Source organism: Comamonadaceae bacterium M7527, from assembly GCA_021044545.1.
In the GTDB taxonomy this organism is placed as follows: domain Bacteria; phylum Pseudomonadota; class Gammaproteobacteria; order Burkholderiales; family Burkholderiaceae_C; genus RS62.
Window position 1 is genome coordinate 954,673 of the sequence record CP087990.1, and the last position, 19,171, is coordinate 973,843.

General features: G+C 57.0%; 20 protein-coding genes and 1 pseudogene. 8 read left to right on the forward strand and 13 right to left on the reverse strand.

The window, feature by feature from the left end; all coding sequences use genetic code 11:
- Positions 1-201: 201 nt before the first annotated feature.
- The 4 genes from LN050_04540 to orn all read right to left on the reverse strand — a co-directional run bounded on the left by LN050_04540 (position 202) and on the right by orn (position 5,134).
- Complete coding sequence (locus tag LN050_04540) at positions 202-1,035, reverse strand: competence/damage-inducible protein A (protein UFS57090.1); 834 nt, start codon at positions 1,033-1,035, stop codon at positions 202-204.
- 12 nt (positions 1,036-1,047) lie between these two features.
- A complete protein-coding gene (locus LN050_04545) occupies positions 1,048-1,965 on the reverse strand; it encodes an EI24 domain-containing protein (protein ID UFS57091.1) in 918 nt (305 codons plus the stop codon).
- A gap of 110 nt (positions 1,966-2,075) precedes the next feature.
- On the reverse strand, positions 2,076-4,085 hold the full coding sequence (locus LN050_04550) for a DEAD/DEAH box helicase (protein UFS57092.1): 2,010 nt from the start codon (positions 4,083-4,085) through the stop codon (positions 2,076-2,078).
- Between the two features lie 407 nt (positions 4,086-4,492).
- Positions 4,493-5,134 carry an oligoribonuclease gene (gene orn, locus LN050_04555; GenBank protein UFS57093.1) on the reverse strand — a complete coding sequence of 214 codons (642 nt, stop codon included), beginning with the start codon at positions 5,132-5,134 and terminating at the stop codon, positions 4,493-4,495.
- A 128-nt stretch (positions 5,135-5,262) separates the two neighbouring features.
- On the opposite strand from orn, the gene LN050_04560 reads away from it, so the two are divergent.
- From LN050_04560 to rsgA, 3 genes and pseudogenes are all read left to right on the forward strand, one after another.
- A complete protein-coding gene (locus LN050_04560; protein UFS57319.1) occupies positions 5,263-6,507 on the forward strand; it encodes a M48 family metallopeptidase in 1,245 nt (414 codons plus the stop codon).
- Entirely contained in the window at positions 6,504-6,821 is a 318-nt protein-coding gene (locus LN050_04565) for a 4a-hydroxytetrahydrobiopterin dehydratase (GenBank protein UFS57094.1), read from the forward strand. The genes LN050_04560 and LN050_04565 overlap by 4 nt, the downstream gene beginning before the upstream one ends.
- Before the next feature lie 2 nt (positions 6,822-6,823).
- Positions 6,824-7,773 (forward strand): annotated as a pseudogene (rsgA, locus tag LN050_04570) (ribosome small subunit-dependent GTPase A).
- 20 nt (positions 7,774-7,793) lie between these two features.
- Here the strand turns inward: rsgA and LN050_04575 are convergent.
- The 6 genes from LN050_04575 to rpsP form a co-directional block, all read right to left on the reverse strand.
- Positions 7,794-8,849, reverse strand: a complete 1,056-nt coding sequence (locus LN050_04575; GenBank protein UFS57095.1) for a cobalamin biosynthesis protein CbiB — start codon at positions 8,847-8,849, stop codon at positions 7,794-7,796.
- 39 nt (positions 8,850-8,888) lie between these two features.
- Entirely contained in the window at positions 8,889-9,584 is a 696-nt protein-coding gene (locus tag LN050_04580) for a CoA pyrophosphatase (protein ID UFS57096.1), read from the reverse strand.
- A 195-nt stretch (positions 9,585-9,779) separates the two neighbouring features.
- A complete protein-coding gene (rplS, locus tag LN050_04585) occupies positions 9,780-10,148 on the reverse strand; it encodes a 50S ribosomal protein L19 (GenBank protein UFS57097.1) in 369 nt (122 codons plus the stop codon).
- A gap of 114 nt (positions 10,149-10,262) precedes the next feature.
- Positions 10,263-11,048 carry a tRNA (guanosine(37)-N1)-methyltransferase TrmD gene (trmD, locus tag LN050_04590; GenBank protein ID UFS57098.1) on the reverse strand — a complete coding sequence of 262 codons (786 nt, stop codon included), beginning with the start codon at positions 11,046-11,048 and terminating at the stop codon, positions 10,263-10,265.
- Positions 11,049-11,078: 30 nt separating this feature from the next.
- Positions 11,079-11,678 (reverse strand): ribosome maturation factor RimM, encoded by a 600-nt coding sequence (gene rimM, locus LN050_04595; GenBank protein ID UFS57099.1) that lies wholly within the window; start codon positions 11,676-11,678, stop codon positions 11,079-11,081.
- Positions 11,679-11,779: 101 nt separating this feature from the next.
- On the reverse strand, positions 11,780-12,040 hold the full coding sequence (rpsP, locus tag LN050_04600) for a 30S ribosomal protein S16 (protein ID UFS57100.1): 261 nt from the start codon (positions 12,038-12,040) through the stop codon (positions 11,780-11,782).
- 246 nt (positions 12,041-12,286) lie between these two features.
- On the opposite strand from rpsP, the gene LN050_04605 reads away from it, so the two are divergent.
- On the forward strand, positions 12,287-12,817 hold the full coding sequence (locus tag LN050_04605) for an N-acetyltransferase family protein (GenBank protein UFS57101.1): 531 nt from the start codon (positions 12,287-12,289) through the stop codon (positions 12,815-12,817).
- A 27-nt stretch (positions 12,818-12,844) separates the two neighbouring features.
- Positions 12,845-13,354 (forward strand): TM2 domain-containing protein, encoded by a 510-nt coding sequence (locus LN050_04610; protein ID UFS57102.1) that lies wholly within the window; start codon positions 12,845-12,847, stop codon positions 13,352-13,354.
- On the opposite strand, the gene LN050_04615 is transcribed toward LN050_04610, so the two are convergent.
- The 3 genes from LN050_04615 to LN050_04625 are packed head-to-tail and all read right to left on the reverse strand — an operon-like array spanning position 13,343 to position 15,868.
- On the reverse strand, positions 13,343-14,296 hold the full coding sequence (locus LN050_04615) for an AEC family transporter (protein ID UFS57103.1): 954 nt from the start codon (positions 14,294-14,296) through the stop codon (positions 13,343-13,345). The two genes, LN050_04610 and LN050_04615, sit on opposite strands and share 12 nt — an antisense overlap.
- Before the next feature lie 18 nt (positions 14,297-14,314).
- Positions 14,315-14,887, reverse strand: a complete 573-nt coding sequence (gene msrA / locus LN050_04620; GenBank protein ID UFS57104.1) for a peptide-methionine (S)-S-oxide reductase MsrA — start codon at positions 14,885-14,887, stop codon at positions 14,315-14,317.
- A 57-nt stretch (positions 14,888-14,944) separates the two neighbouring features.
- Positions 14,945-15,868: a LysR family transcriptional regulator gene (locus tag LN050_04625; GenBank protein ID UFS57105.1), complete on the reverse strand. Its 924-nt coding sequence runs from the start codon at positions 15,866-15,868 to the stop codon at positions 14,945-14,947.
- 99 nt (positions 15,869-15,967) lie between these two features.
- Here LN050_04625 and LN050_04630 point away from each other — a divergent pair, with 99 nt between their 5' ends.
- The 3 genes from LN050_04630 to LN050_04640 all read left to right on the forward strand — a co-directional run bounded on the left by LN050_04630 (position 15,968) and on the right by LN050_04640 (position 19,161).
- Complete coding sequence (locus LN050_04630) at positions 15,968-17,155, forward strand: acyl-CoA dehydrogenase (protein UFS57106.1); 1,188 nt, start codon at positions 15,968-15,970, stop codon at positions 17,153-17,155.
- Between the two features lie 140 nt (positions 17,156-17,295).
- On the forward strand, positions 17,296-18,003 hold the full coding sequence (locus LN050_04635) for a TetR/AcrR family transcriptional regulator (protein UFS57107.1): 708 nt from the start codon (positions 17,296-17,298) through the stop codon (positions 18,001-18,003).
- 30 nt (positions 18,004-18,033) lie between these two features.
- Entirely contained in the window at positions 18,034-19,161 is a 1,128-nt protein-coding gene (locus LN050_04640) for an efflux RND transporter periplasmic adaptor subunit (GenBank protein ID UFS57108.1), read from the forward strand.
- Positions 19,162-19,171: the final 10 nt, after the last annotated feature.

The following is a 19,171-nucleotide window of genomic DNA, read 5'->3' on the forward strand; positions in this document are numbered from 1 at the left end:
TAGCAGGTTCTGTGCCACCGTGGTGCAGAATTCGCAAAACATTCAATGCTTGCCGGCCAGCCCCACAAGGCCTGGGTTTCAAGGGCAGGTGCCGACTCAGCGTATCGGCAACACCGCCAGCCAGCAATAAGGATTTGCACCATACAAGTGCAAAACTGCATTCAATCAAACGTAAGCACCATGATAGTGCAAAATTGCCAATCAACGCACCAATTCAGGGCCTATCTCAACCGACATGGCTGACAAGGCGTGTTGCATGGCGGCAAACGCCTCTTGCACCGCATGCGGCTGGCCCTTGACACCCAACTCGACATGGCGGCCGTGCTCGGGGTGGTCAACACTGGGCAAGCTAAACACCTTTATGCCAGCGTGGTCACGCTCAAGCTGCAACATCAACGGCGTGAGCGATGCCTCAATGGCACCATAAATAACCAGGGAACGCTCTTGCCAGGCACCTACAGCAAAGTACTGCTGATAGTGCGTATCCAGCACCCATGCCACCATGGGCCACGCCATGACCGGGAAGCCGGGCGCAAAGTACATGGCACCAAATTCACCTTGGGTGCGCACGCTAAAACCAGGAATGCGGTTGTAGCTATTGGGAATAATGTTCGCGCCCTCAGGAAACATGCCCATGTTCAATCGGTGTATGTTGTCAGGATGCCCAGGCTCGAACACCTCGCCTTTTTCGGCTGCAGTCTCCGCCATGCGCAGCGTGATGAGTTCTTTGGCCTGTGGATGCAGCACCAGCTCGCGGCCTAGCGCTTGCGCGGCACATTGGCGGGTGCGGTCATCCGGTGTCGCACCGATACCGCCAAACGAAAACACCACGTCGCCACTGGCTGCCATGGCCGCAATGGCTGCGGTAATGCGGGCCTGGTCGTCACCCACATAGTTGGCATAGGCCAAGCTCAGGCCGCGCTCACCCAACAGCTCTATCACTTTTGCCAAGTGCTTGTCGGTGCGCTTGCCTGACAGAATTTCGTCTCCTATGATCAGTGCGGCAAAGTTGGGTTTGGTAGAGGTCGCGTTCATGGGCTTAACGGGTTAGCTGTTTAACTGGTTGGCACGCGGCCCACTTAATTCCATGACGTCCTGCGCATCCACCACGTCATCAAACGGTGCTGGCCCGCCATCCGCTTGGGTATACGGGCTGGCGCTACCCTGCCCGCTTTCGCGACGCAAGGCCTCCAGCGCAGACAGCACGTAATGCGCAAACCACAGCGACGATAACGCAAACACCAGGGTGTAAACCCAAATGGCCAACGGCACAAGCAATGGCGCCAAGGCAATAAACATGGCGCCTGATGCCCACAGCAAACTGGGCGCGGCGCCCATGTAACCACTGATGACACCTATGGCCAACAGCGGCAGACGGTGGCGCTCAAAAATGAGCTCGCGCTCTGCTTTGGTGGCGTGTTCGGCCAGTGCATCAAAGGTAAACACACGGTAAGTTAACCAGCCCCAAATGAGCGGCGGCACCACCAAAACAAGTGGTGGAATAAACCACAAGGGAATGGATACCAGCAAGGCCAGGACTGCCAACAAGGTAGAGCCCAAAGACCACAACACGCTGGCGATAAGTGAGCCTCCGTGAAAACGCTGCAAGTGCACAAAACGGCGCTTGGCCACCAAGCTCACCATGGCTGGCGTCATGAACAACGCCACCAGCAACAACGACAACACCACAATAATGGGTGTCGCCATAAACAGCACCGCCATAGGCGCAATAACAGAGCGCAAGCTGGCCCAACCCACGCTGTCCAGCCAATTGAGGGCGCTTTGGGTGAGCTCAGTGGATTGCAACCACGCGGCAACGCCGGCTACTGAACTTTCCCAGTAGACATAACCCAGGCCAAACGCTGTCACCACCATCAGGGCCAGCGGCACAAACGACAAGCCTATCACCCGAGGAAAAAGGCAATACGACAAGGCACGCCAGAAAGAATTGAACATCAGTTGCATGGCGTAAGAATACAACGAATGTATGGCGCTTAATCTTTATGTTGCCCATCAAAAAACCCACAACCTGTGACAGTTGTGGGTTGTTGGCAAGGCTTGGTGCTTAACGCCAGTTAACGGCGTGCACGGGCTGGCGCAGTAGGACGGCGCTCTCCCCCGTGACTGGCGTGTCCACGGCCTTCAGGGCGTGGGCTGCGCTCGAAGCGGCCTTCGCCACCGCGGCTGTCGCCACGGCGAGCTTCGGCATGACGCGGCGCACCACGGTGCTCACCACGCGGCTCAAAGCGAGCGTCTGGGCGTGCGTCAGAACGCGACTCTGCACGCGCATCAAAACGGGGATCAAAGCGATTGTCACCACGGGTATCAGGGCGCTCACCACGCGGGGCGAAATCGCCACGCGGTGCAAAGTCACCACGAGGTGCGCCGCGGAACTCACCACCTGCGGGCCTAAAGCCATCACTGCTGCCGCGTGGACCACGTGGGCCACCAAAGTTGCCACCACCTGCGCGGCGGTCATCGCCACGACGGTCGTCTCGGCCACCGCCAAAACCACCACGGTTGGCACCAAAGCCCGGCATGCCGCCGTCGCGTGAGCGACCACGGCCACCAAAATTGCCGCCACCGCCACCACCGCCGTGGGCGCGACGCTCGCCGCTGCCAAAACTGGGGCGACGGCTAGGCTCCATACCCTCAACGGTATGCTCTTTAAAGCGCTGGCGTGTGAATGACTCAATCGCGTAGATGCGACGCTGGTCGCGGAACTCGGCCAAGGTAACGGCCAAGCCTTCGCGGCCTGCACGGCCGGTACGACCAATGCGGTGGGTGTAGTCTTCGGCTTTCATGGGCAAGCCAAAGTTAAACACGTGGGTGATAGTGGGCACGTCAATACCGCGTGCCGCAACGTCTGTCGCGACCAAAATTTGCACCTGACCACTGCGCAAAGCCTGCAAGCGGCGGTTGCGTACAGACTGGCTCAAAGCGCCGTGCAAGGCCACTGCTGAGAAGCTGTCTTGTTGCAAGTCTTCAGCCAATGAATCGCACTCAACCTGTGTGCTGGCAAACACAATCGCCTGCTTGATGGAGGTGTCGCGCAAAAAATGGTCCAACAACTGGCGCTTGTGGTGTGAGTGGTCGGCCCAGTACAAACGCTGCTCGATGTTGTCATGGCTTTGCTCTGGCGAGGCCAACTCAATGCGCTCCGTTTTGCGCATCACACGCATGGCCAACTGCTGCACACGCGGTGCAAACGTAGCGCTGAACATCATGGTTTGGTCACGCTTGGACGTGAGGTCATGCACTTCAGCCAAGTCTTCGGCAAAACCCAGGTCCAACATGCGGTCGGCTTCATCAACCACCAGGTACTGCACCTTGTCCAAGCGAATTTGGCCTGAGCGCTGCAAGTCCAGCAAGCGACCGGGTGTGGCCACCACAATATTGGCATTGCGCAAGCCGGCCAACTGGTGAATGTAAGACGTGCCGCCTACAACACTGGCAACGCGCAAACCGCGGCAATGTGCCACGAGGTCAATCGCGTCTGTTGCAACCTGCTGGGCCAACTCGCGAGTTGGGCACAAAATCAGTGCGCCAGGCGTGGCTGGGTCAAAGCTGCGTGGTTTTTTGCTTTCTTTGACGGCCTTCATTCTTTCGGCATCATTGCCAAACGCACCGTCAACGCCACCAGTACCGTTGACAAGCAACTCCGCACTGGCTTCGCCGCCAGCAGCTAAAGCGGCGGCCTTGGCTTCTTTTTCAGACTCTATGCGAGCTGTTTCGATAGCACGCTCGGCTTGTTGCTGACCCAAAATGGTGTGCAACACAGGCAACAAAAACGCTGCTGTTTTACCGCTACCCGTTTGGCTAGACACCAGCAAGTCGGTGAACTCACCGGCTTCGCGGTTGAGTGAGCGCGGAATAGCGGCCAACTGCACGGCTGTTGGCACTGTGTAGCCCAAGTCTGCAACGGCTTGCACCAACTCTGTGGCCAGACCCAGGTCTGTAAATGCCTGGGCGTTGGCGATATCAACCAAGTCACGCTTGGGCGCTTTGGGTGTGAAATCGCGGGGGGCGCGTGAAAAGCGCGGCTTGCCGCCCGAACGGGGTGGACGGTTAGAAAATTTATCCATAGCTGACTTCCTGCGCGTTGTATAGATGCGCATAACGAACGATAGTCGTCACACACAAACGCGAGGCTCTCACGGCCTAAGTGTGCAACCAAAATGGTCCTAGTTGGTAAAACACCAACACCCAAACCAAAAAGGTCGACACAGCTGCATGGTTAGCAGGCGTACTGAACAAGCGGCCGAACAACAAATAGATGTCTGCATTGAGTAGCAAAACGCTGGTGTGCGGTTTGCCTGCAAACATCAGCCGGCCAAGGCGTGAGGCTGATGAGCAATTCCCGCCACTAGCTACTACTGGGTACAACTTGTGCACGCCCACTCTGCGGGAAAACCCTATTATTGCACAAGCTTGTCAATTACCACAAGCGAAATATGGTGAGCCTTTCAAAAGCCCAACAGCCACAAGCTATTTAATGTGACTCAGTGGGATCAATGGCAGCAGTGGGCTCAGCCTGCATGCGCAAAAAATGCGTGCGGTAGTGCACCAGCTCGTCAATAGACTCGTGCACATCTGCCAAGGCAGTGTGGGCTTGCTGCTTCTTAAAGCTCTTGTAGACCTCTGGACGCCAGCGGCGTGACAGCTCTTTGAGTGTGCTCACGTCCAAGCAACGGTAGTGAAAGTAGGCCTCAAACTTGGGCATGTACTTCACTAAAAACCGCCTGTCCTGGCTGATGGTGTTGCCGCACATGGGGCTTGCCTGCTTGGGCACGTATTTCTTCATGAAAGCCAGCAAAGCCTCGGCGGCGGCGTCTTCGGTGACGGTACTGGCTTTGACCTTGTCTATCAGGCCACTTTTGCCGTGCGTGCCTTTGTTCCAGGCGTCCATGGCGTCTAGCAAAGCATCGTCCTGGTGAATCACAAAAACGGGGCTTTCCACACGCACCGACAAATCAGCGTTGGTGATCACCACGGCAATTTCCAGTAGCCGCTCTTTTTCAGGGTCAAGCCCGCTCATTTCACAATCCAGCCAGACCAGGTTTTGGTCGCTTTTGACAAGTGTGTTGCTGTGCGTTGCGGCAGCGGCGGCAGTAGATGGGGGCAATGTGCTCATGCCTTTATTGTCACTCAAGCAAAACTGCCACAATGACGTCTGTGTAAATCAACGCGCCTAGCCCTGCAAAAGGCGGCGCCATCTGCGGAGCGCTTGCTGCTTTGACCAACTACTCTTTTTTATTGTCCATGGGCTTTGCCGGCGTCTTGTTGCTGCGCACGGCCATACAGCTGTGGCTAAACGCACGCCAAGCACACCATGTGCACACGCACAGCACCGCAGTGCCCAGCGCATTTGAAGCCACTGTCAGCCTGGCAGACCACCAAAAGGCCGCCGCCTACACCTTGGCCAAATTGCGCCTGGGCAATTGGCAAATCGTTTTTAGCGCAGCCGTGTTGCTGGCCTGGACGCTACTGGGTGGCTTGAGCTGGCTCAACGCGTGGCTGCTACAAGCCATGGGCGCTGGCATGGCGCAGCAACTGGTATTGCTGGTCAGCGTAATGCTCATTGGCGGCCTTATCGACTTACCACTGAGCTGGTGGGTGACATTCAAACTTGAGGCCCGTTTTGGCTTTAACAACTCAACCCTGAGGCTATGGCTTGGCGACCTGGTTAAAGGTGCCGTTATGGGCCTGGCCCTGATGCTGCCACTGGCCTGGGCAGCCCTGGCCTTGATGCAAGCCACTGGTGCCATGTGGTGGCTTTGGGTGTGGTTGTTGTGGGTTGGCTTTAACACCTTCATCATGGTGGTTTACCCCAAATGGATTGCGCCACGATTTAACAAGTTTGAGCCCCTCACGCGTGAAGATGTAAAGGCTGAAGCCACCAAACTCATTGAACGCTGCGGCTTTGAAACAGAGGGTTTGTTTGTCATGGACGGCAGCAAGCGCAGCGCACACGCCAACGCCTACTTCACGGGCTTGGGCAAATCCAAGCGCGTGGTCTTTTTTGACACGCTTCTGGACAAGCTCAGCGTAGAAGAAGTCAAAGCGGTACTGGCGCACGAGTTGGGCCACTTTCACCACAAGCACATTCGCCAACGCTTGCTCATGGTATTTGCCATGAGTGCTGTGGCGCTGGCAGTGTTGTCCTGGCTGGGCACGCAGGTCTGGTTTTTTACTGGCCTGGGTGTGTTGCCCAATCTTGAGGGGGCCAACCATGCCCTGGCCTTGTTGCTGTTTATGTTCGCCGCGCCGGTAGTGGGCTTTTTTGTAAGCCCCATCATGGCGCACGGCTCGCGCGCCAACGAGTTTGAGGCTGACCGCTACGCCACCACGCACGCCAGCGCAAACGCCTTGGCCAGTGCACTGACAAAGCTGTACACAGACAATGCCAACACGCTCACGCCCGACCCGCTTTACGCGCGCTTTTACGCGTCGCATCCACCAGCCATTGAACGATTGGCCCACATTCAACAGCAAGCCACAGCATGAGCCGCCCCAACCTACTGACAGCCAGCGCCGTAGTGGCGCACCTGACCAAGCTAAACGGTGAAGTAGCCCTAGGCTGGCGCATAGAAGACGACCGCTTGTGCAAGCGATTTACATTTGCCTCGCACCTTGAAACCATGGCTTTTGCTAATGCGGTGGCGTTTGTGGCACACCAGCTCGATCACCACCCCAGCTTGCACATCACGTTTGGTGCGTGCGTGGTGCAGTGGTCTACGCATGAGCCCAGTGGTATCACGCAGCTTGACTTTGATGCAGCAGCACGTACTGACGCCTTGTTCGCAAAGGGCAACGCCTAACCATGGCCAAACACACCGCCAGTAAAAGCCAGCGTGCAGCAGCCGCCAGTCAACAATTTGAGCAAGGTTTGGTCACTGCCACATTTGGCAGGCACGTCAGCGTACTGTGCGACGACGGCGAAGTGCGTTTGTGCCATCCACGCGGCAAAAAAACCAAGCCGTTGTAGGTGACCGCGTGCGCTGGTCGCTGTCTACAGACCAAGGCACCATAGAAGCCGTAGTGCCACGGCGCAACCTGTTTTTCAGACAGGACGACATGCGCACCAAGTCGTTTGCCGCCAACATAGACCAAATTGTGGTGTTTTTAGGCGCAGAGCCTGAATACTCAGACATGCAGCTTAGCCGCGCACTGATTGCCGCACAAGCCCAAGGCATAGACGCCCTGATCGTGCTGAACAAGTACGACTTGCGCGACTTGTTTGCCAAGTCGTGGCAGCGCTTGCAGCCCTATCGCGACATGGGCGTGCAGATGCTGGCACTGTCGCTAAACCGTGAACAGGGCTTTGGCGTAGACGAGTTGCAGGCGCAGTTGCGCAACAAAGTAAGCCTGGTGTTGGGGCCAAGTGGCGCGGGTAAAAGCACACTGATCAATACGCTGGTGCCGCAAGCAGCCGTGCTGACGCAGGAGATTTCGCGCGCACTCAACAGTGGCAAACACACCACCACCAGCACCACCTGGTACTGGCTAGACGAGGCCCACAGTGGCGCCTTGATTGACTCACCTGGGTTTCAGGAGTTTGGCTTGCACCACATCAAGGCCGCCGAGCTGGCCAAGTGGATGCCGGACTTGGCCAAGCACATGGGCGGCTGCAAATTTCACAACTGCACGCACATGCATGAGCCTGGTTGCCCCGTGCAGCAAGCGGTAGACAGTGGCGATATTTGTGAGAACCGCTACCGCATTTACCAAGAACTGTTTGACTTGCTGGACAACTTGCTAAGCTACCGCTGAAGTGCACAGCATTACTGGGTCTAGTTGATCCAGGCCACAAGCGTTAAACCGGCCAACACGCCCATGGCCAACACAACAACACGCCACACCAGGCCCGCTAAAGCGGCCACATGCCACGGTTTGGCGCATGCGACCGGACCTTCTTGCAGGCCAGCCTCGGCGCTGAACGCGTCATCCAGCATGGCTGCACTCATCACAGACAAATCAGCACTTGTAGCCTGCGCACTGTCTTGATCGTCATCGTGACGCTGCTGAAGTGGGCCATTTTGCAGCGTCACGTTCAACGCACCTGCACCAGCGGCCAGCAACAAGCTGTCGTTACTGGTGTCGGCGTTGTCATAGGCGTCGCGCCAAGCGCCCACCACACCCTCAAAGTTACCCGCTGCAGCAAAACCCAATGCACTGGCGCGTACTGGCAGCCAGTCCAGGTAGTGCCATGCCATGCCTGCCACCAGGCTGCACTGCGTTGCCACCTCCAGTTGGTCTTCGCTGAGTTCGGCATCAGACTCAAGTGCCAGCACTGGCACACGCCAAAGGCGTGCAACGTATTCGGTCATGCGGTACAGCACCGCGCCTGCAGGGCCCAAGCCCAATACGCCCAGCACCACAAAAGCCACCAACACGCCCAGTACGTGGCGTTGCGCGGCCAACAGCGCCAATGACAGCACGCGTGCAACCCAGTCTGGGCGCTGTGCCTGTGCGTCGTCTACCTGACGCCACTGCGCCAAAGCCGCGCGCGCTTCGTCTTCACGGCCTTCCTGCAAGGCGTCGCGGATACGGGAAAAGTGGTGGCTAAACTGACGAAAGCCCATGGTGAGGTACAACACACCCACCAGCCACAGCCAAGCCAATGGCAGCCATAGCGCCAACAAAAGCTGATATACCAGCACGCTTAGCGCTACCGGCAACAACACAGCAGCCGACCACCACAACCACACATGCCAGGTTTGTGTGGCAAAGACTTTGCCACGCGCAAAAAAGGCCCAACGCTTGGCAGCAAGGTGTACCGCATTGTCCTCGGTCAAAGGCACCAGTTGTTCAATAAAGAAAGCGGCAAGTAGGGCAACAAATAGCATGTTGCAATCATAGCGGCTGACGTGTTTTACAACTCAAACTCAGCTCATAGGAGCGCGCAAAAATTGGTACAGGTTACGCAACATACCCGCTGTGGCGCCCCATATAAAGTGCTGTTGCCCAGCAGCATCGGTGTAAGGCATAGACCACCACTGACGCTTGATGCCGTCACGCGTGGCTGCGTGGCGACGGTGATTGGCTGGGTTGGCCAAAAAAGACAGCGGCACCTCAAACACCTGGTCGACCTCACCCGCCTCCGGCACATAACGCGTTTCAGCTGGCAGCAACGCCACCACTGGCGTGATATGAAAGCCAGTACCCGTGGTGTAGTCGCTTAGTCGCCCCAAGACGGACACACCAGCTGGCGGAACACCAATTTCTTCATGGGCCTCACGAAGCGCAGCAGCCTCAGCGCTGGCGTCTGTGGCGTCAATTTTTCCGCCAGCAAATGCCACTTGACCCGCGTGGGTTGGCAAATGCGCTGAACGGTGGGTCAACACCACATGCAACTCATCTCGCTGCACCAAAGCCACCAGCACTGCGGCTTTTCGCAAGCGCTCTACCGGCCCCCAGCTGGGCTCTTGCACCACATCAGGCATCCAATCCACCTGTGCGCTAAAACGGCTGCGAATGGATGCCGCCGTTAAGAATGCAGCATCTACCGCCAGCTCGTGGGCCGGCGCGGGCTGGGCTGGTACCAAGCGGGGGTTAAAAGTTGATGGCGGTTGTTGGCTCATGGTTTTAAGGCGTTGCACAAGCTTAACCAGCAATGCAACATGCACCAGTCATATAAGCAACAGGTCTTGCACATCCAGACAACCCCAACAAGCAGGCAACAAAAAACCGCTTGAGGCGTAACGCCAAAAGCGGTTGTTTGGGTGGGACGACTGCAACAACTTAGCCAGTTGTCAAACGCCCCATGCGCATTGCAATCAGGCCTTGTTTTTTGACACAAGCTTTTCTTTAATACGCGCTGACTTGCCGCTGCGATCACGCAGGTAGTACAACTTGGCACGACGCACATCACCACGGCGCTTCACTTCAATAGCGGCAATACGTGGGCTGTACAGCGGGAACGTACGCTCAACGCCTTCGCCGTTAGAAATTTTGCGAACGATGAAGTTGCTGTTGAGGCCACGGTTGCGGCGGGCAATCACCACACCTTCGTAAGCCTGCACACGCTTGCGTGTACCTTCAACGACGTTCACGCTCACAATCACGGTATCGCCAGGCGCGAAAGCTGGAATTGTTTTGTTCAAACGAGCAATTTCTTCTTGCTCTAATTCTTGGATCAAGTTCATAAGGTCCTCTTAGTCGATCATATGTGCGCTACACAAGGCCTTGTGACGCTGAAGCTTGCCTATCAAGTCAGTCGCTCATCAAAGCGGCCACATAGAGGATCGGTTAGCCCGCCATTATAGCCCGTTTACAAAGCGCTTGTCAGCCTTGCTGAGCAGACCTGCCGCATCGACTACGGCCAACACATCAGGACGTTTGCTAGCCGTGGCTTGCAGGCTTGCCTCGCGCCTGTATTGGGCAATGGCTTGGTGGTTGCCTTGCAGCAATACCTCGGGCGGTCTAAGCCCTTGCCACTCTTCTGGACGCGTGTAGTGGTCGCAATCCAGCAAGCCATCAATGCTGGGGTTGAAGCTGTCTTGCAAGTGGCTTTGCTCATCGGACAACACCCCGGGCTGCAGCCTGGCAATGGCATCCAGCAAGGGGATGGCGGCCAACTCACCGCCAGACAACACAAAGTCACCCAAACTCAATTGGTGAGTGACGTAGCGGTCAACAAAGCGCTGGTCTACGCCCTCATAGCGGCCGCACACCCACACCGCATCGGCTGCGGGCTGCGCCCAACTGGCCACCAAGTCATGCCTGATCCGTTGGCCCTGAGGAGAAAACAACACCACCGGTAAATCTTGGACTGGACTGTCACCCGCTTGCGGGTCTAAAGCGGCCAGGCCTCTGTCCGCGCGAATGGCTTGCAATGCGGCAAACAAAGGCTCAGCCAGCATGACCATGCCAGGGCCACCGCCAAATGGCCTGTCGTCTACGCGTCGGTAGTTGCCGCTGGCAAAATCGCGCAGCTGCCACAAGCGCACATCCACCTGCCCCGATTCAAACGCGCGCCTGTTGATGCCGTGCGCCGTAGTGGGCGCAAACAGCTCAGGAAACAGGGTAATGATGTCTAAGCGCATGGTTTTATGTGCTGCTGAGTTGGCTACAACCTAATCGTAGTCGGCCAGCCAGTCCACTGTGATGCGCTGATCTGACAAGCTCACCGCGTCTATGTACTGCGCCACAAACGGGATAAGCCGCTGCAGCTTGGGGTCATCGGTAGGCGTTTGTGTGATGCACAGCACGGCTTGCGGGCCTGTAGACAACATCTCTTGTACACGCCCCAACACCTCACCCTGGCGGTTCACCACCTCGCAACCAATGAGGTCAACCCAGTAAAACTCGTCGTCTGAGGCCACCTTGGGAAACTCAGCGCGACTCACCCAAACCTCAGCACCCCTTAGTGCATGCACTTGGTCTCTGTCGTCTATACCCTCAAAGTGCACCACCAATGCATCCGAGTGCGGCTTGCATTGGTCTACCGCAATGCGCACACAGCCTTCAAAAGCCTCAAAGCCCTTTGCGTAGCGCCCAGTCGGGGCTTGCAAGTACCAGGTTTTAGCGCCCAGCAACACGTCGGCATCAGCGCTGTAGGGCAACAACTTGCTCCAGCCCTTGACACCCCAAGCGCCTTGCAAGCGTCCCAGCGCCACGCCGTCATCAGGAACAGCGGCACGCATCATTGCAGTAGGGGCAGTGTTGGGGGTCATACAGTGGCGGGCAATCAGGTGTTGTGGTGATTAAAAGGCAAACGAAAAAAAAGCGCACACACCCTTGGGTGCGTACGCCCTTTTACGCTTGCGCGTAGCTGTTAAGCGGCCGCTTTGGCAGCTTTCGCGCCTTGCTTGATCAAGCGGCTCACAGTGTCTGAAGGCTGTGCGCCTACTGACAACCAGTGGGTCAAGCGGTCTTGCACAATACGCAATGGCTCTTCAGCACCGCGCGCCATCGGGTTGTAAAAACCAATGCGCTCAAGGTAACGGCCATCGCGGCGGTTGCGCTTGTCAGCAGCAACAATGTTGTAAAAAGGGCGTGCTTTGGAGCCGCCGCGGGAAAGTCGGATAACGACCATGATTAATCCTTTGGGTGGGGCATGCGGTTTGTTTGCATGTTCCGTAAATTTTCAAGCGGTTGAGAACACGACTGGCCACCCGGCCAGCGAAACGCCACGAAACCCAAGATTATAAGCTAGTTTTTGCGCAATCTACAAGCCGCCCAACCAGCGCCATGGCACAGCCAACGCCGAGGGCATACAAGTTCATACACAATGACGTCTTTCAATCTGCGCCCCAGTTTTTGACCTCCCCCGCTTTAGACCATGCAACCCACTACCGTCAGACCCAGCCAAGACAGCGACCTGGACGCCATTACGGCTATTTACGCCCACCATGTGCTGCACGGCACCGGCACTTTTGAGACGGACCCACCCACGCTGGCCGACATGACGCAACGACGAGCTGACGTATTGGGCAAAGGCTTGCCCTATTTGGTCGCTGAGCAAAACGGCGTGGTGCTGGGCTTTGCGTATGGCAACTGGTTTAAACAGCGCCCGGCCTACCGCTTTAGCGCTGAAGATTCGGTTTACATCGCGCCCGGCCATCAAGGCAAAGGCATTGGCAAATCCCTGATGGTGGAGTTGCTCGCACGAATGCAAGCCAGCGGCATACGCCACGTCATGGCCGTTATTGGTGACTCAGACAACGCCGGCTCCATAGGCTTGCACAAGTCCATGGGCTTTGTGGAGGCTGGACGCATGCACTCTTGCGGCTGGAAATTTGACCGCTGGTTAGACATCGTGCTGATGGAACGCACCCTGGGCGACGGCAGCAGCACAGCGCCAACAGCCTAATTTCAGGCACACCAAAACCAAGAACTCATGACTCAAACGACTCTCACTCAAGGCTCCCGCGTCAAATCAAAAACCACAGCCGCATGGCTGGCCTTTTTGTTTGGCGTGTTTGGCGCGCATCGCTTTTATTTATTTGGCTGGCGCGACGCCTGGGCCTGGCTCACACCCATACCCACTGTCGCCGGCTGGATAGGCCTGATGCGCTTTAACAACATCGGGCAAGACGACACCGCTGCGTGGGTGCTGCTACCTGTGCTTGGCATGGCCGTGGCTGTGGCGTGTGCTCAGTGCATTTTTTACGCACTAATGAACCCAGAGCGCTGGCAGCGCGTGTACAACGCCAAGGTACAGCCCGCACTTGGCGAAGACCACGCCAGCGGCCTTACCAACTGGCTGAGCATGATTGCACTGGTAATGGCCTTGATGTGTGGTTCTGTGAGCTTTATGTCCAGCCTGGTGATGAGCTTTCAAGCCTACTTTGAAAGCCAGGTGCAAGCCGCCAGAGCCATCAGCCAGGGCACTGACTTAGGCAACTAGCCAGGCCAGAGCGCCCATCACCATAGGCAAGGTCAGCATGCACACGACCGTGCCCAAGGTCACGCCAGTCGCCACCAGGTCTTGGCTTTGGCCGTAGCGCTGCGAGAAAATAAATACATTGGCGCCCGCTGGCAAGGCAGCGCACATCACCAACACGGCCACAGCCATTGGCGCCAACCCATAGGCCCAGGCGCTCAGCCCCACTGCAAGCGGCAACAACAACAGCTTGATAGCCAACATGGGGATGGCTTGCACCATTTGGCTTTTGCCACCCTGGTAAAACGTGGTCGCGCCCAGCATGACTAGCGCCACCGGACCAAACGCTGAGGCCAGCAAACGCATGGGCTGGTCTATCACCTGGGGCAACACCAACTCTGTTTGCGCAAATAACAAGCCACAAAAAATAGGAATAGGTACAGGGTGCACCACCGATTGGCGCACCGCTTTCAACACCCCACGCCACAAGCTGGCGTTTTGCGCCGAGTTGGCTGTTTGCAAACTCAGCTCAGCGGCAATGGTGCCTACGGTGAGTAAGACCATGGCGTGCACAGCCACTACGGTTAGCAAAGTCACCAAACCATTAGGCCCAAAGGCCAGACTCACCAACGGAATGCCAATCATCACCGTGTTGGAAAACACGGCGCCCAAGGCCCATGTGGCACTGGCTACGCTGGCACCACGCCACCACAACACCACGGCAAATACCAATAAGGCGGCAGTGAAGTAAGCAGCTATGGGCGCGAGGTCTAGTTGCTCAAGGTGGGCATTGGCCATGGTGCGAAACAACAGGGCCGGCATAAACAAATAAAACACCACTTTGGACAAGTCAGCAATGGACGCCAGCTTCATCCAGGCCATACGCGCTGAGAACCAACCCAGACCAATCAGCACAAACACCGGTGCCAAGGCCAGCAGCAACTGGGTTGAGTCAAGTACGTTCATTGTTTGAGGCCTGTTGCCTTAGGCCACAAATTGTTGGTGAGTCTTTAAAAACTTCTCTACTTTTGGGGCCACTACAAAGGCGCAGTAGCCAGCGTTGGGGTTGTTGACAAAGTAGTTTTGGTGGTAAGCCTCACCGGGGGTGTAGCCATCAATCATCGCCAGCTCGGTGGTGATGCGCCCTGCCAGCGCAGGTTGCGTCAATTGCATGTCATCCATCACGGCTTGGGCCTGCGCCAATTGCTCCACTTGCGTGGCGTAAATACCGCTGCGGTATTGCGTGCCCACGTCGTTGCCCTGACGGTTTAGCGTGGTGGCGTCGTGCACGTCAAAGAAAATGTGCAGCAACTGCTCGACACTGATGATGCTGGGGTCAAACGTGACCAGCACCACCTCGGCATGACCTGTTGTGCCGGTACACACTTGCTCGTAGCTGGGGCTGATAACGTGGCCGTTGCAGTAGCCAGACTCCAGACCCACCACGCCGCGAACGCGCTGAAAAACCCCTTCAATGCACCAAAAGCAGCCGCCACCCAGTGCAAGTTGCGTGAGGCCTTGACTGGCTTTGTTAAGCGTGATGTGCTTGGTATGCATAGTGGGCTCCGGTGCTGGTGTTGGGTTGCAAGGTGGGACATTATTGCCAACTTGGCGTCAGCGTGTGTCGCCGTCCACACGCGGCCACGTTTGCAAAAAGGCATTCAAGGCCTGGTGTGCGCGGTGACTGCGCCACACGCAGTGGGTGTGGTTAACAGGCAAGCTGTCCAGCAGCGGCGCAAACACAACACCCGGCACTGCCGCGCCAGCCAGGGCTTGCGGCACGATGGCCACGCCCTGGCCTTGCGCCACCAGACTCACCACACTCAGCCAGTGCCTCAACTCATGTCGCACAGTCGGTTCCCAACCTGCTTGCGCACAGCTGTGCGTCAGCGCATCGAAGTAGTCTGGTGAAACGGCTCGTGCCACGCACACCAAAGCACTGTGCCCAAGCGTGGTTAAGGAAACGGCTTTGGCTTGCAGCAGCTGCCCGCTTTTTGGCTTCAGCGGCTTGGCCATGGGGTGATTGGTGGGCATGCACAGCACAAAGGGCTGGCTGGCGATCACGCGGCTGTCCAGGCCAGGCGGCACATGGGTGGTGTGCACAAAACCCACGTCTATCCGATCTTGTCGCAAAGCGTCCAGTTGCTCGGCAGAGCTGGCCTCCAGCAAACTTAGCTTGAGCTGTGCATGGTCGCGCTGAAACGCCTGCAAGCGCTGCGGCAGCTGCATATGCAACATGCTGCCCACAAAGCCCACACGCAAACTGCCAGCCAAGCCCTGGGCCACATCGCGTGCATCACGCGCAGCTTGTTCGGCTTGGGCCAACAACGCCTGCGCCTTGCTCAAAAATGCCACGCCTGCTGCGGTCAGGCGCACGCTGCGGCTGTCCCTGTCTAACAGCCTTGCACCAACAGAGGCCTCGAGTTGCTGCATGTTCAGGCTCAGCGGCGGCTGCGAAATGGCCAAGCGCTTGGCAGCTCGACCAAAGTGCAGCTCTTCTGCAAGCACCACAAAGTAGCGCAGGTGTCTGAATTCCATGATTTAAATTAAATATCAATAAATACCTTTTCTATATTAGACATATATTGATCTAGGCGCAACAATATCCAGCATCGCACCTTTAAAGACAACAACACCATGAAACCTCAATTCAACTGGCAAGACCCTTTGCATTTGGCCGACAGCCTCACAGACGACGAGCGCGCCATTGCCGATGCGGCGCACACGTTTTGCCAGGACAAACTGCAAACCCGCGTGCTCATGGCCGCACGCAACGAGCACTTTGACCGCGACATCATGAGTGAGTTTGGTGAAATGGGCTTGTTGGGCTGCACCATTGAAGGCTACGGCTGCGCCGGACTGAACTATGTGAGCTATGGCCTGGTGGCACGCGAAGTAGAGCGCGTAGACAGCGGCTACCGCTCAGCCATGAGCGTTCAAAGCTCGTTGGTTATGCACCCCATTCACGCCTACGGCAGCGAAGAACAACGCCAAAAATACTTGCCCAAACTAGCCACTGGCGAATGGGTAGGCTGCTTTGGCCTGACAGAGCCCAACCACGGCTCAGACCCCGCCAACATGGACACCAAAGCCACACCGGTTGACGGCGGCTACGTGCTCAAAGGCGCGAAGATGTGGATTACCAACTCACCCATTGCCGACGTATTTGTGGTGTGGGCCAAGTTGCAAGGCGTGGCACAAGACCAGTCTGCCATTCGCGGCTTTATTCTTGAAAAAGGCATGAAGGGCTTAAGCGCCCCCAAGATAGAAGGCAAGATGAGCTTGCGCGCCAGCATCACCGGTGAAATCGTCATGGACGACGTATTCGTGCCGGCCGAACAACTGCTGCCCAATGTCCAAGGCCTCAAAGGCCCCTTTGGTTGCTTGAACAAAGCCCGCTACGGCATTGCCTGGGGCGCTTTGGGAGCGGCCGAAGACTGCTGGACACGTGCACGCCAGTACACACTAGACCGCCAACAATTTGGTCGCCCACTGGCACAAAACCAGTTGATTCAAAAAAAGCTGGCCGACATGCAAACCGAGATCACATTGGGCTTGCAAGCCTGTTTGCGCGTAGGCCGTCTCATGGACGAAAACCGCGCAGCCCCAGAGATGATCAGCCTGATCAAACGCAACAGCTGTGGCAAGGCCCTGGATATTGCCCGCATGGCACGCGACATGCACGGCGGCAACGGCATACACGACGAATACCACGTGATTCGCCACATGATCAACCTGGAAACCGTCAACACCTACGAAGGTACGCACGACGTGCACGCCCTCATTTTGGGCAGGGCGCAAACGGGGTTGCAGGCGTTTTTTTAAAGCCCAGCCTGCTCAGTTGCATGGGCGCTTAGCAAGCTTCAAGGCGCAGGAGCTTGCACCAGCTTTACCCAAACATTACAAAACTGCCACACAGACGGCCAGCGAGTTGATGTATATTATTGACCAATCGGTCATTAATTATGTCTCAACCCGCATCCAAGCCTACCAAGCCCAACAAGACACCTAGCACAGACTGCCCCATGCTCGCCACTGTGCGCCATGCCATGGGCCGCAGTCGGCGCAAAGAAGCCAGGCCAGCTGAAATTGTCGAAGCCGCACTGGCCGAATTTGTTGACAAAGGCTTTGCGGGCGCGAGTGTACAAACCATAGCCAAGCGCGCAGGCGTCTCCAAAGCCACCGTGTTTGTGTACTTTGAAACAAAGCAAGATTTATTTAAAGCAGTGGTGCGCACCAACTTGTCTGCGCCGCTTGACACCTGGCGCAACCTGACGCGCAACCACACGGGTAGCACGCGAGAGCTGGTGGTGATGTCGCTGCACCAGTGGTGGACAGATGTGGGCTCTACACCGGCGGCAGGCATCAGCAGGTTGCTGATGCAAGAGGCAGCCAATCTGCCTGAGCTGGCCGAGTTTTACCAGGCCGAAGTGGTAGAGCCAGGCATCGCACACATGCACTACATCTTGCAGCAAGGCGTTGACAGAGGCGAGTTTCGCGCCACTGATCTCAACCTCACGTGCATGAATATCTTTTCTCCGCTGTTGTTTTTGGCCATGTGGCAACAAGCCATGGGCGACAAGCACCCCATTTGTGGCCCAGCGATAGAGCCACGCGCCTTTATAGACAACCACGCCAGCCTCCTGCTAGACGGTATTGCCAACCCCGCCTGACCACAACCATTCACACACGTTCGAAACACCATGCGCACACTCTTTTCGTTTAAATGGATAGCCTTGGCCTTGATAGTGGCCGGCTTAATCTTTGGCATTGCGCGTGCATTGGTCGCACGCAGCAACCAACAAGAGCAGGCCCAAGTGGCCGCTGCCAAACTGCAAGAGCCCACTGTTTACAGCCTGGCGCCCGCAGATGTGGTGCGCGCGCGCGCCGGCACACTCAACACCAGCGTTGCCATCAACGGCACTGTGCAAGCGGTTCAAGCCGCTACGCTAAAGTCCAACGTGGTGGGTGCGGTTGAAAAAGTATGGGTACGTGAGGGCCAGTTGGTGCAAGCTGGCCAAGCCCTGGTGCAGCTGGACACACAAGACGCACGCGATCGGGCCGCACAAGCTGCCCAGCAAACCAAAGCCGCGCTTGCGCAGCTGAGCTTGGCGCAACGCCAACGCGACAACAACAAAGCCTTGGTAGACAAAGGCTTTATCTCCGCCACCGCCTTGGCCACCTCAGACACCAACTATGACGCCGCGCAGGCCAACCTGGAGGCCGCACGTGCCGCACAAGCCATAGCGCAACGCGCTTTGGGCGACTCAACCATCAGCGCTCCTTTTGCAGGCCAAGTCACGCAACGCCATGTCAAAGTGGGTGAACGCGTCGCCGTTAACGCCCCAGTGGTTGACCTGGTTGACACCTCGCAACTAGAGCTGGAAGTGGCGCTGCCCATTGCCCAAGCCAGTAGCGTTAGCGCAGGCCAAACTGCAACATTGCAACTGGAGAGCACACCACAAAAGGTGAGCGCCACCGTTGTGCGCATCAATGCAGCGGTGCAAGCCAGCACGCGCAGTGTGGCGGTTTACTTGCGCTTGCCCACCAACAGCGCGCGCGTGGGCGAGTTTGCAACCGGCCTACTGACCACTGGCGCCGTTCAGGGCGTATTGGTGCCGCTAGATGCGGTGCGCAACGACCAACCTACGCCCTACGTACAAGTGGTGCACGACGGCGTGGTGCAACACATAAACGTGCGCTTGCAGGCCACTGGCCAGTTCAATGGCCAGGCATTTGCCGCCGTTAGCGGCATAGCTGCGCAAGAGGTGGTGCTGACAGCAGGTGCCGGCTTGATTGCCGCACAGACTGCGGTTTCTTTGGCTGAATAAGCGGTACGCA